The sequence below is a fragment of the Nonomuraea sp. NPDC049758 genome, assembly GCF_040674635.1.
In the GTDB taxonomy this organism is placed as follows: Bacteria; Actinomycetota; Actinomycetes; order Streptosporangiales; family Streptosporangiaceae; genus Nonomuraea.
Genome location: NZ_JBFAMZ010000002.1, coordinates 673241 through 685927, shown reverse-complemented (window position 1 = coordinate 685927; position 12687 = coordinate 673241). Strand labels below are relative to the sequence as shown.

Here is a 12687-nt window from a genome sequence, read left to right as displayed (position 1 = left end):
AGTGCCGCTCGTTCAGCGGCCCAGTTGTGACAGGAGCCAGCGGGGGCCCTCGGTCTCGGCGCCCAGTTCGGCGACCCGTTCCCGCAGCCCGCGGTCGGCCGTGACGACGAGCACCCGCTCCCACGGCTTGGCCCGGGCCACGACGTCGACGATCGCGTCGTCGCCGCTGCCCGTGGCCGCGACGACCTGCAGCCCGGAGATCTCGGGGGTGCTCCTGGCCGCGCCCTCCACCACCGCGACCACCCGCGGGAACCACTGCGACAACACCGGGTGGAACAGCCTGAGCTCCGCCACGTCGGTGAGCAGGCGGGTGGCCGCGCCCAGCCGGTCGTTCCACCAGCCGCGCTCGGCCCGCGCGCCGATGATGTTGGCGACGTCGAGCACGATCGTCTCGGGACGGATGGCGGCCTGGACGCGGTCCCAGGTCGCGGCGAAGCCGGGATGCAGCTTGCGGCCGGCCACCTCGGGCAGCGGCAGCCAGCGCAGGTCGGTGCTCTCGCTGTTGGCGGGCTTGGCCGGCACCAGCTCCACGGACTCGGCGATCACCGTCTCGAAGGTCCAGCCGCCGTGGTCGTCGAGGTAGACGCCCTGGACGCGGAACCCGTCGCCGCCGAGGGCGGCCTCCTCGTGGGCCTCGCGCAGCGCGCTGGTGACGGCGTCCTCGTGGCTGTCGCGGGCGCCGCCGAGCAGCCCCCAGGTGCCGCCGTGGTGGCTCCACAAGGAGCGTTCCTGCATGAGCACGTGGGGCACGCCGAGCGGGTCATGGTGGACGAGCAGCAGGCCCGACGCTCCGTGGATGCCCCAATGTCTGTGTCCGAGCCCGCATTCGGCCCAGCCGTCGCCGTCCTTAGCCGCCATGAGGGATTGTCTCAGCCTCCGCCCTTACTGAAATGCTGCAGGTCCTTGGCGCCCGTCCAGTAGCCGCCCCACTCCCATCCGACGTCGGCGAAGGCCCTTACGACCTTGTCTCCAGGGTTTACCACACCTTTACCCTTCATTGGGCGCTCGGTGTACCTCTTGGCATTGTGGTGCGCTGTGCCACCGCTTGCAGTGACATATGGGTTCTCGCGTGGATTGATGTCAATGGCTTGGCCGTACGCGTGGTTCGACCAATTGCTGGAGCCGGTCGCGCGACGGCAGTTGAATGCCGAGGTGTTGTCGGCCTCGATGGAGGCGAAGTCGTCGCCTTTGTAGACGTCGACCAGCTTCATCTGCCGGATGGGCCAGCGCCAGTCGTACAGCTTGCGGAAGACGGTCTCGATGTCGTCGGTGACCGTCTTGCGGACGACGAGTTCGCCGGTGTGCGGCTTGTCGTCGAAGCCCCAGAACGACATGGTGACCAGCCGCAGGTCCTGGTAGGACACCGGGCAACCGGGCCGCCACGAGTACGGCAGCCGCTCGCGCGACACCTTCGTGACCTTCGAGGTGAACGGCGGCGGAGCCGTCGGGCTCGGCTCGCTCGTGGGCGACGTCGTGGGCGACGTCGTCCCGGATGCGGGCGCGGAGGGCGGGGGCGTGGCGCCGGACGAGGCGACGGGCTCCTGCCCTGCGCACGAAACGGACGTGAGCACCACGAACGCGATGGCGGCGGTACGTTTCATCTGGCCACCATATGCGACGTCATGCCAGGTCAGGGGACTATCAGCACGGTACGGCGAGCCCGTTTCGCCAGGCCGACGGCCACCGAGCCGCCCAGTGCGTGCCAGGAGGAGCGCGACCTGCCGACCACGATGGCGTCGGCCCGGTAGGAGCCGGCGAGCGCCTCCAGCTCCCGGGCGGTGTCCCCGCGGACGCTGACGAACTGCCAGGGCACGCCGGCGCCCCTCAGCTCCTCCCGGAGGTCGTCGGTGAGGTCGGCCGCGCTGTCCGGGATGACCGGGGAGCCGGCGAAGAACCACAACGTGGTGCTGTTGATCGGCTCCACGAAGACGACGAGCAGCGCGGCGGCGTCCCGCCGGGCCAGGCCGGCCGCGTACGCGAGCGCGTTGCGGCTGGGGTCCGACCCGTCGAAGCCGACGACCAGCAGCCCGGCGCCGTCCTTGCCGATCTCGAACTGCCCAGCCGGGAGCCGGCCCTCCAGTGGCTCCCAGCCGGGGTCTTTGCTACCGCCGAACACGGCACGACTCGCGTCAGGCGTCCGCGTGCTTGCCGCGGCGGGCCAGCTCGCGCAGAGAGTCGGCGGCGTAGATCACCAGGGCGACGAACGAGACCGCGGCGAGCCCGCCGCCGACCCACAGGTCGTTGACGGTCGCGTCCGCGTACACGGCGCCCCGGGGCTGGTAGCCGACCGCGAACGGCGCGGCGACCAGCCACAGCCCGGTCAGGAACAGCAGGACGAGGGCGGCAATGCCCAGCTTGGCCTTCATCGGGACTCCTCCAGACCCACCAGGGTGGTCTTGCCGTTCTGACGGTGCTCACCGCCGCGGCTCGGGTTGTGCATGTCCTCGCGCAGCGCCTCCACGAGCGGGGCGAGCAGGCTCGCCAGCTCGGCCGAGGACGCCTGCGGCGCGGCGGGCACGGGCTCGGGCTCCGGCTCCGGCTTCACGCGCTGCTTGACGGTCACCAGCCCGCGGATCACGAGCTCTTCGTAGATGGCCAGGACGAAGCCGATGACGCCCACGAGACCGAAGACGGTCACGCCCAGGCCCGAGAAGAACTCGGTCGTGGTGGGGTCGGTCCAGTCGGCGTTCTCGGGCTGCGTGCCGAGGGCGAAGGGGGCGATCATCAGCCACAGGCCGGCCATGACCGCCAGGGCCGCCGCTACGGCGCCCACGAACTTGCGAATCATTGTGAGACTCCTCCGGATACGAGGTCTTGCTGCGCCGGCGTGGCCTGCGCGATGAGGGCGCGCGAGGTGGGCCGGAGCACGTTCTGTGCGACTGCCCAGGCGCGTTCGCGCTCGGGGCGGCCGTCGGGCGGCGCCATCCTGGCGACCGCGGAGAGCAGCGCGGACGGCTGGCCGTTCGACCGCTCGACGCGCTGGGCGATGAGCTCCAGGAGCAGCCCGGCCAGGACGAGGTCGTCCTTGCCGAGGGGCTTGGGGCCGGCCGGCATCGTGGTGCCGCGCAGCGGCAGCTCTTTCAGGAACAGCGCCGCGACGAACCCGAGCAGGGCGATCGGCACGCCGACCATGAACACTGTCTCCAGGGCCCGGGTGAAGGACTCCAGGATGATGCCCTTGATCGGCTCGGGCAGGTGCTGGATGGCGGCGGGGCTGCCCAGCTTCTGCCCGGTGCTGGGCAGGTGGAGGCGGGCCTGGGCCACGAGGTCGGCGAACTCGCTGGCCTGCCGGTTGGTCAGGATCGCGCCGAAGCCCGCGACGCCCATCGCGCCGCCGAGCGAGCGGAAGAACGAGACGCCGGCCGTGGTCGAGGCCATGTCACGCAGCTCGGAGCCGTTCTGGGCGGCCAGGATGAGCATCTGCATGGACAGGCCGAGGCCGATGCCCAGGACGCCCACGTCGAAGCCGATGAGCCATTCGCTGGAGTCGACGTGCAGCCGGGAGAGCAGGAACAGGCCGACGGCCACGATCACCAGACCGGCGACCGGGAAGATCTTCCACTTGCCGGTGTTCGTGACGATCTTGCCGGAGATCACGCCTGCCAGGAACAGCGCCACCACCATGGGCAGCGTCATCAGGCCCGAGTTCGTCGGGCTCAGGCCCTTGACGATCTGCAGGTACTGCGGCAGGTAGATCATCGCGCCGAACATGGCCATGCCGACGAACAGCGAGGCCGCGCTGGTGAGCACGAACGTGCGGTTCCTGAACAGCCGCGGGGGCAGGATCGGGTTGCGGGCCGTACGCTCGGCCAGCACCGCCAGGGCCAGCATGAGCAGGGCGAACGCGGCCAGGAAGTAGGTCCAGAACGAGTTCCACTCGAACTCGTTGCCGCCCAGCGTCAGCAGCAGCATCAACGAGGCCGCGCTGGCCGTGATGGTGGTCGCGCCCCAGATGTCGATCGAGGTGTTCCGCTTGACCTTGGGCAGCCGCAGCACCTTCTGCACCACCGCGAACGCGACGATGGCGAACGGCACCACGACGTAGAAGCACCAGCGCCAGCCGAGCCAGTCGGTGTCCACGATGAACCCGCCGAGCAGCGGCCCGGCGACGGTGGAGATCCCGAAGACGGCCCCCATGTAACCGGAGTACCGGCCGCGCTCGCGCGGCGAGACGATGTCTCCCAGGATCACCTGCGCAAGTGCCGACAAACCACCCACGCCCAGGCCCTGCACGGCACGTGCCGCGATCAGCTGTCCCATGTTCTGCGACAGACCGGCCACCAGTGAAGCCGCCACGAACAGACCGAGAGCGGTCTGGAAGAGCAGTTTCCGTCCGAACAGGTCGGACAGCTTGCCCCACAACGGTGTCGAGACCGTCATCGTCAGCATGGTGGCGCTGGCCACCCATGAGTACTGGTCCTGACCGCCGAGTTCCCCCACGATCGTCGGCAACGCGGTGCCCACCACGGAAGTGGAGATCATCGACGTCAGCATGGCGAGCATGAGCCCGGACATGACTTCGAGGATCTCGCGGTGGGTGTACTGCCTTCGGGCGGGGGGCGCGGCCTGTGCCTGGGCTACCAAGACACCACATCCCCTTCGTGCGCACTTGTCCAATGTTGAGTATACGCATGTTTACTAGCCGCGCGGCAAGTGACTCTATTCCTGAGTAGAGTTCGGAACATGGACGCCCCGACGACGGACGCCCGGCCCCGCGGACGCGAGGCCACCCGGCAGCGCATCCTTGACGCGGCCCGTGTGCTGTTCGGCGAGCACGGATACGAGCAGGTCACCGTCCGCATGATCTCCGCGGCCGCGGAGGCCAACATCGCCCTGGTCGGCCGCTATTTCGGCTCCAAGGCCGGGCTCTTCGGCGCGGTGCTCGAAGGCGAGCCCACGTTCGTCGCCCTGCTGGCCGGCGATCACGGGAGCCTGCCGCGGCGCCTGGCCGAATACGCGGCCGAGCGCATGCACCACGACCCAGAGAGCCCGGTGTTGCGCACCCTCGAACGTTCGGCCGCCCATCCGGAGATCCAGGACGTCGTGCGCGAGCGCCTGCGCACGTCCATCCTCGATCCGCTGGCCGCGCAGCTCGACGGGCCCGACGTCCAGGCGCGGGCCAGGATGGCGACGGCGGTCTTCCTGGGCATCGGCGCGATGCGCCGCCGGCTGGGCCCGGAGCAGCCCACGGCGGCCGACGTCGACCGGCTGACCGCGGTGTTCGAGGCGTGCCTGGCGGAGTGAAACTTTCATCGCCCTGACCGGCCCTGGCCTGGGGAAAGCCGGTCCGCAACGGTCGGATGTCTTTCTGCGGCCGGGCAGGCTCCCTACGATCCGGAGAGAGCCGTGGGAGCGCTCCCACTCCCACTCTACGGACGGAGTAACCTCATGTCTCGCAGAAGGCCCGTGCTCGCGGCGCTCATCGCCGCCACCGCCGTGGCCGCGGCGGGGGCGGTCGTCCTCGCCTCGTCCACCGCCCAGGCCGCCGACTCCGCTTTCTACGTCGATCCCCAGACGAACGCCGCCAAATGGGTCGCCGCCAATCCGGGCGACAGCCGTACGCCGGTCATCAGGGACCGGATCGCCGCCGTGCCGCAGGGCCGGTGGTTCGCCAGCTACAACCCCGCGACCGTGCGCGGCCAGGTGGACTCCTACGTGGGGGCCGCCGCCGCGGCGGGCAAGATCCCGATCGTCGTCGTGTACGACATGCCCAACCGCGACTGCGGCGGCGCGAGCGCGGGCGGCGCGCCCGACCACGCGTCCTACCGGGCGTGGATCGACCAGATCGCGGCCGGTCTGGGCGGGCGGGCGGCGACCGTCGTCCTCGAACCGGACGCGCTGGCCATCATGACGAACTGCATGAACGCCGCGCAGCAGGCCGAGGTGAAGGCGTCCATGGCGTACGCGGGCAAGAAGTTCAAGGCGACGTCGTCGCAGGTCAAGGTGTACTTCGACATCGGTCACGACGCCTGGTTGCCGGCGTCGGAGGCCGCGTCCAGGCTCAACGGCGCCGACGTCGGGGGCAGCGCCGACGGCATCGCGCTCAACACCTCCAACTACCGCGCGACGCCGGGACTGGTGTCGTACGCCAAGAGCGTCATCGCGGCGACCGGCGTGTCCAGGTTGAAGGCGGTCATCGACACCAGCCGCAACGGCAACGGCCCGGCGGGCAGCGAGTGGTGCGACCCGGCCGGCCGGGCCACGGGCATCTGGAGCACCACGAACACGGGTGACGCGGCGATTGACGCCTACCTGTGGGTCAAGCCGCCGGGCGAGGCCGACGGCTGCATCGCGGGGGCCGGGCAGTTCGTGCCGCAGCGGGCGTACGACCTGGCCATGGCCGCGCCCTCACCCACCGCGAGCCCGACCGTGACCCCGACCGTGACCCCGACGGTCACGCCCACCGTCACCCCGACCACCGGCCCGGCCGGCTGCTCGGCCGCCTACAAGGTGACCAGCCAGTGGCAGGGCGGCTTCCAGGGCGAGGTCACCGTGAAGAACACCGGCTCGGCGCCGACCACCGGCTGGAAGGTCCAGTGGACGTTCCCCGGCGGCCAGACGATCAGCCAGCTCTGGAACGGCACCCTGTCCGGCAACGCCACCGTGACGAACCTGAGCTGGAACGGCGCCCTGGCCGGCGGCGCGACGACCACGTTCGGCTTCCTCGCCAACGGCGACGCCGCGACCAGCACCCCGCCCGCCCTCACCTGCACCGCGTCCTGACGCCTCCCGGGCGCCCCCGCGCGGGGGCGCCCGAGAAACCAGCCCGAGAAACCAGCCCGGGAAATAAGCGGAGAGCCATTACGGTTGCACTGCCCGATGGCCACCGTCCAGGCGAAAGGGCTCGTTCCCCATGACTGTTCCACTCTCCATCCTTGATCTGGCGCACATCGGCGACGGAGAGACGGCGAGCGAGAGTCTGGCCGCGAGCGTGGGCCTGGCCCAGCGGGCCGAAGAACTGGGATACCACCGCATCTGGTACGCCGAGCACCACAACATGCCGAGCATCGCCTCCTCGGCCACCAGCGTGCTCATCGCCCACGTAGCCGCTCACACCAGGACGATCCGCCTCGGAGCGGGCGGCATCATGCTGCCCAACCACTCCCCGCTGACCATCGCCGAGCAGTTCGGCACCCTGGAGACCCTCCACCCCGGACGCATCGACCTCGGCCTCGGCCGCGCCCCCGGCAGCGACCAGCCCACCATGCGCGCCCTGAGGCGCACCCCCGGCGCCGCCGACACCTTCCCCCAGGACGTCCTCGAACTGCAGGGATTCCTCACCGGCGAGTCACGCATCCCCGGTGTGGACGCCACGCCCGGCAAGGGCACGAACGTGCCGCTGTACATCCTCGGCTCGTCGTTGTTCGGCGCCCAGCTGGCCGCCGCGCTCGGGCTGCCGTACGCGTTCGCCTCGCACTTCGCGCCCGACGCGCTGGAGGAGGCCGTGGCGCTCTACCGGCGCGAGTTCAAGCCGTCCGAGCAGCTCGCCGAGCCGTACGTGATCGCCGGGGTGAACGTGATCGCCGCCGACACCCGCGAGGAGGCGCAGGAGCAGCTGCTGACGGCCAAGCGGTACCGGGTGAGCCGGTTCCTCGGGCGCGGGCGCACGTTCACGCCGGAGGAGGCCGACATGGTGCTCGAATCGCCGGGCGGGCAGCAGATCCTGCGGATGATGCAGTACTCGGCCGTCGGCACGCCCGGCGAGGTCGAGGACTACCTCACCCGCTTCGCCGCGCACGCGCAGGCCGACGAGCTGATCGTCGTCTCCTCGGCGCCCGACAGGAAGGCGTGGCTGCGCTCCGTCGAGCTGCTGGCCGCCGCCCACGGCCTGGCCCGCGACGCCTCCTAGTCGGCCGAGCGCTGCGGCCGCAGCAGATGCGGCCCGGTCAGGTCGGACGGCGGCGCCGGTGACAACCCCGCGTCCACGAGCTGGGAGCGCAACGCGAGGATTGTGCGTTCCAGTGCCCGGATCTGGGCCTGCAACCGGCGGATCTGGTCGCGCATCGCCACCGAGCTGCTCTGCTCGTTGACCAGCTCCGCGCCGAGCTGGCTGGCCTGGCCCTGCATCCGGGTCATCTGCTTCTCCATCTGCGCCAGGGCGTCCTCGTAGATCGTCTTGGCGCGGATGAAGGCCTCGGCGTCGACCTTCGAGCGTTCGATCTCGGCCTGGTGCTCGACCTGGAGCAACGCGCTCTGCTGGGACTTCTTGCTGGCGTCCGTCGCCGAGCGGAAGGCGAGGTAGGCCACGCCGAGCGGCACGACGCCGACGCCGAGCTGGACCAGGATGTCACTCAGAGCGGACATGGCGGCCCCCCAATGGACGGATCACCCCTGTGTAGGTGACGCCCTCGTCGCTGTGCCAGGCGTTGACCGTCAGCGCGATCGGGAACTCGCTGCCGTCGCGGTGGAGGCCGACCAGCGGGATGATCCGGCCGGCCAGGTCGGAGTGGCCGTCGGAGAGCACCCTGGCGAGCCCGTCGGTGTGCGGGTCGCGGAAGCGCGGCGGCATCAGGATCGTCAGCGACCTGCCGACCGCCTCGCCGGTGTCCCAGCCGAACAGGGCCTCGGCCTGCGGGTTCCACGACTGGATCGTGCCCGAGGCGTCGGCCACGATGACGGCCGTCGAGGACGCCGCGCGGCCGCCCGGCAGGCGGCCCAGCACGACCGCCTCGGGCCAGGTGGCGATCAGCGCGATCCAGCCGCCGAAGGCCAGCCAGACCGCCCCGCCGACCCAGCCGCGCGGGTTGTCGCCGGTGAAGGTCGAGATCAGATAGATCAGCCCGTACGTGAGGAGCAGCGCGGTCGCGGCGGCGAAGGCCACCCGGTCGGACCGCATGAACGCCTGCGCCAGACAGAGCATGCCGAGCGCGCACCAGACCGCCGCCCAGGCGGGCAACGGCGCGATGACGGCCAGCGACGCGTAGCCGGGCGTGCCGCGCTGGTTGCCCGGCACGAACGCCAGCGAGGCCGCGATGGCCAGGCTCAGCAGGCCCACGAACGTCAAGGAGGCGCCCCGCCTCCCGACGCGGCGGAGGACGCGGGTGAGGGTACGGCGAAGCGGCGGCGTACCGACAACGTGTCCATTACTCACAGTCGTCAGATTAATGCATTTAGTTATCGTCCGATGAGATTACCGTGCTGGTTCGCCCGGCGTGGCGGCCGTACGGGAAACACCGTGACCGGCTGCATGCCCTTCCTGGTCCTGTCCCGCCGCCGCCGGTCCGTGTGGGTAGGGTCGGGCGCATGGAGGTCGAGGTGGACGCCGTCCGCGAGGTGGACCAGGAGCTCGTGGACGCGTTCGGGGTGCTGCTGCCGCAGCTCTCCGCGTCCGCCGAGCCGCCGGACCGGGCGGCGCTCGAACGCGTCGTGCGCAGTGAGGCGAACACCGTGCTGACCGCCCGCCTGGACGGGCGGATCGTCGGCACGTTGACGCTGGTCCTGTTCCCGGTGGCGACCGGCATGCGCGCCCGCGTCGAGGACGTGGTGGTCGACGCCTCGGCGCGAGGGCGCGGGGTCGCCGCCGAGCTGACCCGGCACGCCCTGCGCCTGGCGGAACAGGCGGGCGCCCGTACCGTCGACCTCACCTCCCGCCCTGACCGCGAGGCCGCCAACCGCCTGTATGAGCGCCTCGGGTTCCGGGCCAGGAACTCGACCGTCTACCGCTTCGGGTCCGAGCGCTAGCTGGTTCCGCACGTGGTCAGGAGGCGGGCGAGGGTTTCGTCGGGGGTCTGCCCGTCGGTGTGCAGGACGGTTGTGGCCAGGGTGCGGTTGCCCGGGTCGCGCACCCACTCCGCGAGGAAGTCGTGGCCGTCGGCGCTGATCCAGTCGGTCTGCTTCGTGGCCAGGCTGCGCCGCCGCAGGACCTGGACGGATCGTTCCTCGTCCGGACAGGGCAGCACCAGCACCACGTGCGCGACGGCGGCGAGAGCGGCCCGGACGCGCCGGAACAGCTCCGGCTGCGTGTAGTGGCTGTGGCCGGCCCCGAGGGCGACGACCGCGTCCGGATGGTCGGCCACCGCGCGTTCCACGGCATGGGCGCGGGCCGGCTCCCACTCCCGTTCGGCCGCGACCCGGCCCACAGCCCGGATCCGGGAGCGCAGCCGGTCCATGTCCCAGCCGACCTCGGCGTAGTAGCCGGCGCCGATCGCGTCGATGTCGACGAAGCGCCGGCCCGTCGCCGCGGCCATGCCCTCACCCAGGGTGCTCTTGCCCGCCGCGGCGGGGCCGATGAGGATCATCCACGGCGATTCACGCATCCGTACATTCTCCTCGGCAACCGGTGAAACCTTGTCGAGGGCGCGATGAAACCGGCGTCCCCGACACTGGGGCCATGAGCATCACAGAACTCGGGCACACCGGGGTCGGCCCGCCCCCCAGAGCAGCCACCGAGCAGGCCGTACGCGCCGAAGGGCTGGTGAAGACGTTCGGCGCACACCGGGCCGTGGACGGGGTCGACCTGGACGTACGCACCGGCGAGATCTTCGGCGTCCTCGGCCCCAACGGCGCCGGCAAGACCACCACCCTCCGCATGCTGGCCACCCTCCTGAAGATCGACGCCGGCCGCGCCGAGATCTTCGGGGTCGACGTGGCCGCCAACCCGCACGTGATCCGCCAGCTCGTCGGCGTCACCGGCCAGTACGCCTCGGTCGACGAGAACCTGACCGCCCGCGAGAACCTCTGGCTGTTCAGCCGCCTCCAGGGCATCGCCAAGCCGCGCGCCCGGCGCATCGCCACCGAGCTGCTGGGCCAGTTCGGCCTGGAGGACGCGGCCGACAAGCCGATCTCGCAGTTCTCCGGCGGCATGCGCAGGCGCCTGGACCTGGCGGTCAGCCTGATCACCAGGCCGCCGCTGATCTTCCTGGACGAGCCCACCACCGGCCTCGACCCCCGCACCCGCGGCCAGATGTGGGACGCCATCCGCGACCTGGTCTCCGACGGCTGCACCGTGCTGCTGACCACCCAGTACCTGGACGAGGCCGACCAGCTCGCCGACCGCATCGCCGTCATCGACCACGGCCGCAAGGTCGCCGAGGGCACGCCCGACCAGCTGAAGAGCGCGGTCGGCAACTCGACCCTGCAGTTGCTGCTCGCCGATCCGGACGAGGTGCCCGCCGCCGTGGAGGTCGTGCGGCGCGTGCTCGGCTCCGACCCGGTGCTCAGTCCGGAGCAGGGCCGCCTCAACGTCGCGCTCGACCAGGCGGACCTGGCCGCCGAGGTGCTGATCGCCCTGCGCACCGCCGGGGTGTCGATCTCGTCGGTGAGCGTGGCCAAGCCCAGCCTGGACGAGGTGTTCCTCGTCCTGACCGGCCACGGGACGGACGGCGACGCCGAGACCGGCACGGAGGAGAACCGATGAGCACCATGATCGCCCCCACCCGCGAGACGGTACGGGCCGCCGACCGCGTGGAGGCTGCCCGGCGGCGCGTGACCCTGGCGGAGACCGTCGGCCAGACCCTGTCGATGGCCTGGCGGGCGCTGAAGAAGATGCGCCGCAACCCGGAGCAGTTCTTCGACGTGGCGCTGCAACCCCTGCTGTTCACCGCGATGTTCGCCTTCATCTTCGGCGGCGCCATCGCCGGCGACGTGCAGAGCTACCTCCCGCTGATGATCCCCGGCATCCTCGCCCAGACGGTGCTGACGACGTGCATGGCGACGGGCACGCAGCTGCGCGAGGACATGGAGAAGGGGGTCTTCGACCGGTTCAAGTCGTTGCCGATCGCCCGGATCGCGCCGCTCGCCGGCCCGATGGTGGCCGACCTGCTGCGTTACACGATCGCGGCCACGCTGACCTTCGGCATGGGCATGGTGATGGGCTACCGGCCGGGCGGCGGCGTGGGCGGCGTGCTGGCCGCGATCCTGCTGGCGATCTTCACGGGCTGGTCGCTGGCGTGGATCTTCACCTGGGTCGGCACGATCGCCCGCAGCGCCCAGGCCGTGCAGGGCATCTCGATGATGATCCTGTTCCCGCTGACGTTCCTGTCCAACGCGTTCGTCCCCGTGGAGACCCTGCCGGGGTGGCTGGCCGCGTTCGTCCGGGTCAATCCGGTGTCACACCTGGTCACGGCCACCCGGGACCTCGCCAACAACGCCCTCGTCAGCGGCGAGGTGGCCTGGACCCTGCTGGCGTGCGCGGTCGTCATGGCGATCTTCGCGCCCCTGTCGGTGCGCAGCTACAAGCGGCACATGTGAGCGCCGCCGGTCATGGCCGAAGACCTGATCGACGTGCCGCCGGGCCTCGTCGAGCAGGTCAGGGCCGCGCCGGTGGCCGTACTCGGCCCGGACGGCCGCGAGCGTGCCCGGCGCGGCCCGTTCCGCGTGCGGCTCGACCAGCGCGAAGTGCATGCTCGGCATCGTGCTGTTGTAGGAGAACCGTTCGGCCAGCACCAGCAGCCTGATCGCGTCGCGCGCCGCCACGGCCTGCCGCAGCAGCCCCCACGTCCCGAGCGCGAACAACATCGAGCCGCACACCGGGAAGTCGAGGACCGGGTTCGTCACGATCAGCAGGTCGTAGCCCTGCGCGGCGGCGAACAGCTCCGCGCCGTACCGGACCTCCCGCGGCCCGGCGTGGTGGGCGTACGCCGTCAGCGCGATCGACTCCGCGACGACCGACCAGGACGTGGCCCCCTCGTACGGCACCCCCGGCGGACGCAGGTCGCGCGCCCGCTCGACCGCCCTGCGGTAGTGCAC

At 71.0% G+C, this 12687-nt stretch carries 15 protein-coding genes; 6 read left to right on the top strand and 9 right to left on the bottom strand.

Annotated features, from left to right (window positions below; translation table 11 throughout):
• Positions 1-12: 12 nt before the first annotated feature.
• The 6 genes from AB0J46_RS07825 to AB0J46_RS07800 are packed head-to-tail and all read right to left on the bottom strand — an operon-like array spanning position 13 to position 4584.
• Complete coding sequence (locus tag AB0J46_RS07825) at positions 13-858, bottom strand: NUDIX domain-containing protein (RefSeq protein ID WP_364327894.1); 846 nt, start codon at positions 856-858, stop codon at positions 13-15.
• Between the two features lie 11 nt (positions 859-869).
• Entirely contained in the window at positions 870-1601 is a 732-nt protein-coding gene (locus AB0J46_RS07820; protein WP_364327891.1) for a M15 family metallopeptidase, read from the bottom strand.
• Positions 1602-1630: 29 nt separating this feature from the next.
• Positions 1631-2116, bottom strand: a complete 486-nt coding sequence (locus AB0J46_RS07815) for a universal stress protein (RefSeq protein ID WP_364327888.1) — start codon at positions 2114-2116, stop codon at positions 1631-1633.
• A gap of 13 nt (positions 2117-2129) precedes the next feature.
• On the bottom strand, positions 2130-2366 hold the full coding sequence (locus AB0J46_RS07810) for a hypothetical protein (RefSeq protein ID WP_358290947.1): 237 nt from the start codon (positions 2364-2366) through the stop codon (positions 2130-2132).
• Complete coding sequence (locus tag AB0J46_RS07805; RefSeq protein ID WP_364327885.1) at positions 2363-2788, bottom strand: hypothetical protein; 426 nt, start codon at positions 2786-2788, stop codon at positions 2363-2365. Before AB0J46_RS07805 ends, AB0J46_RS07810 begins: the two co-directional genes overlap by 4 nt.
• Complete coding sequence (locus tag AB0J46_RS07800) at positions 2785-4584, bottom strand: MDR family MFS transporter (RefSeq protein WP_364327882.1); 1800 nt, start codon at positions 4582-4584, stop codon at positions 2785-2787. Before AB0J46_RS07800 ends, AB0J46_RS07805 begins: the two co-directional genes overlap by 4 nt.
• A gap of 99 nt (positions 4585-4683) precedes the next feature.
• Between AB0J46_RS07800 and AB0J46_RS07795 the strand changes: the two genes are divergently transcribed.
• The 3 genes from AB0J46_RS07795 to AB0J46_RS07785 all read left to right on the top strand — a co-directional run bounded on the left by AB0J46_RS07795 (position 4684) and on the right by AB0J46_RS07785 (position 7849).
• On the top strand, positions 4684-5244 hold the full coding sequence (locus AB0J46_RS07795) for a TetR family transcriptional regulator (protein ID WP_364327879.1): 561 nt from the start codon (positions 4684-4686) through the stop codon (positions 5242-5244).
• A gap of 144 nt (positions 5245-5388) precedes the next feature.
• A complete protein-coding gene (locus tag AB0J46_RS07790) occupies positions 5389-6723 on the top strand; it encodes a glycoside hydrolase family 6 protein (protein WP_364327876.1) in 1335 nt (444 codons plus the stop codon).
• A 130-nt stretch (positions 6724-6853) separates the two neighbouring features.
• On the top strand, positions 6854-7849 hold the full coding sequence (locus tag AB0J46_RS07785) for an LLM class flavin-dependent oxidoreductase (RefSeq protein ID WP_364327873.1): 996 nt from the start codon (positions 6854-6856) through the stop codon (positions 7847-7849).
• On the opposite strand, the gene AB0J46_RS07780 is transcribed toward AB0J46_RS07785, so the two are convergent.
• Both AB0J46_RS07780 and AB0J46_RS07775 read right to left on the bottom strand, forming a co-directional pair.
• Positions 7846-8304: a hypothetical protein gene (locus AB0J46_RS07780; protein ID WP_364327870.1), complete on the bottom strand. Its 459-nt coding sequence runs from the start codon at positions 8302-8304 to the stop codon at positions 7846-7848. The two genes, AB0J46_RS07785 and AB0J46_RS07780, sit on opposite strands and share 4 nt — an antisense overlap.
• Complete coding sequence (locus AB0J46_RS07775) at positions 8288-8995, bottom strand: PAS domain S-box protein (RefSeq protein ID WP_364328033.1); 708 nt, start codon at positions 8993-8995, stop codon at positions 8288-8290. The genes AB0J46_RS07780 and AB0J46_RS07775 overlap by 17 nt, the downstream gene beginning before the upstream one ends.
• Positions 8996-9243: 248 nt before the next feature.
• On the opposite strand from AB0J46_RS07775, the gene AB0J46_RS07770 reads away from it, so the two are divergent.
• On the top strand, positions 9244-9681 hold the full coding sequence (locus AB0J46_RS07770) for a GNAT family N-acetyltransferase (protein ID WP_364327867.1): 438 nt from the start codon (positions 9244-9246) through the stop codon (positions 9679-9681).
• Here AB0J46_RS07770 and AB0J46_RS07765 read toward each other — a convergent pair.
• Entirely contained in the window at positions 9678-10256 is a 579-nt protein-coding gene (locus tag AB0J46_RS07765) for a shikimate kinase (RefSeq protein ID WP_364327864.1), read from the bottom strand. The genes AB0J46_RS07770 and AB0J46_RS07765 overlap by 4 nt on opposite strands.
• 74 nt (positions 10257-10330) lie before the next feature.
• Here AB0J46_RS07765 and AB0J46_RS07760 point away from each other — a divergent pair, with 74 nt between their 5' ends.
• Positions 10331-11356, top strand: a complete 1026-nt coding sequence (locus AB0J46_RS07760; protein ID WP_364327861.1) for an ATP-binding cassette domain-containing protein — start codon at positions 10331-10333, stop codon at positions 11354-11356.
• Positions 11353-12189, top strand: a complete 837-nt coding sequence (locus AB0J46_RS07755) for an ABC transporter permease (RefSeq protein WP_364327859.1) — start codon at positions 11353-11355, stop codon at positions 12187-12189. Before AB0J46_RS07760 ends, AB0J46_RS07755 begins: the two co-directional genes overlap by 4 nt.
• Positions 12190-12687 lie beyond the last annotated feature (498 nt).

Excerpts from the sequence above, each read along its gene's own strand:
- AB0J46_RS07825 (WP_364327894.1), bottom strand. The coding sequence starts at position 858 with ATGGCGGCTAAGGACGGCGACGGCTGGGCCGAATGCGGGCTCGGACAC.
- AB0J46_RS07820 (WP_364327891.1), bottom strand. The coding sequence starts at position 1,601 with ATGAAACGTACCGCCGCCATCGCGTTCGTGGTGCTCACGTCCGTTTCG.
- AB0J46_RS07810 (WP_358290947.1), bottom strand. The coding sequence starts at position 2,366 with ATGAAGGCCAAGCTGGGCATTGCCGCCCTCGTCCTGCTGTTCCTGACC.
- AB0J46_RS07805 (WP_364327885.1), bottom strand. The coding sequence starts at position 2,788 with ATGATTCGCAAGTTCGTGGGCGCCGTAGCGGCGGCCCTGGCGGTCATG.
- AB0J46_RS07795 (WP_364327879.1), top strand. The coding sequence starts at position 4,684 with ATGGACGCCCCGACGACGGACGCCCGGCCCCGCGGACGCGAGGCCACC.
- AB0J46_RS07790 (WP_364327876.1), top strand. The coding sequence starts at position 5,389 with ATGTCTCGCAGAAGGCCCGTGCTCGCGGCGCTCATCGCCGCCACCGCC.
- AB0J46_RS07785 (WP_364327873.1), top strand. The coding sequence starts at position 6,854 with ATGACTGTTCCACTCTCCATCCTTGATCTGGCGCACATCGGCGACGGA.
- AB0J46_RS07780 (WP_364327870.1), bottom strand. The coding sequence starts at position 8,304 with ATGTCCGCTCTGAGTGACATCCTGGTCCAGCTCGGCGTCGGCGTCGTG.
- AB0J46_RS07770 (WP_364327867.1), top strand. The coding sequence starts at position 9,244 with ATGGAGGTCGAGGTGGACGCCGTCCGCGAGGTGGACCAGGAGCTCGTG.
- AB0J46_RS07765 (WP_364327864.1), bottom strand. The coding sequence starts at position 10,256 with ATGCGTGAATCGCCGTGGATGATCCTCATCGGCCCCGCCGCGGCGGGC.
- AB0J46_RS07760 (WP_364327861.1), top strand. The coding sequence starts at position 10,331 with ATGAGCATCACAGAACTCGGGCACACCGGGGTCGGCCCGCCCCCCAGA.
- AB0J46_RS07755 (WP_364327859.1), top strand. The coding sequence starts at position 11,353 with ATGAGCACCATGATCGCCCCCACCCGCGAGACGGTACGGGCCGCCGAC.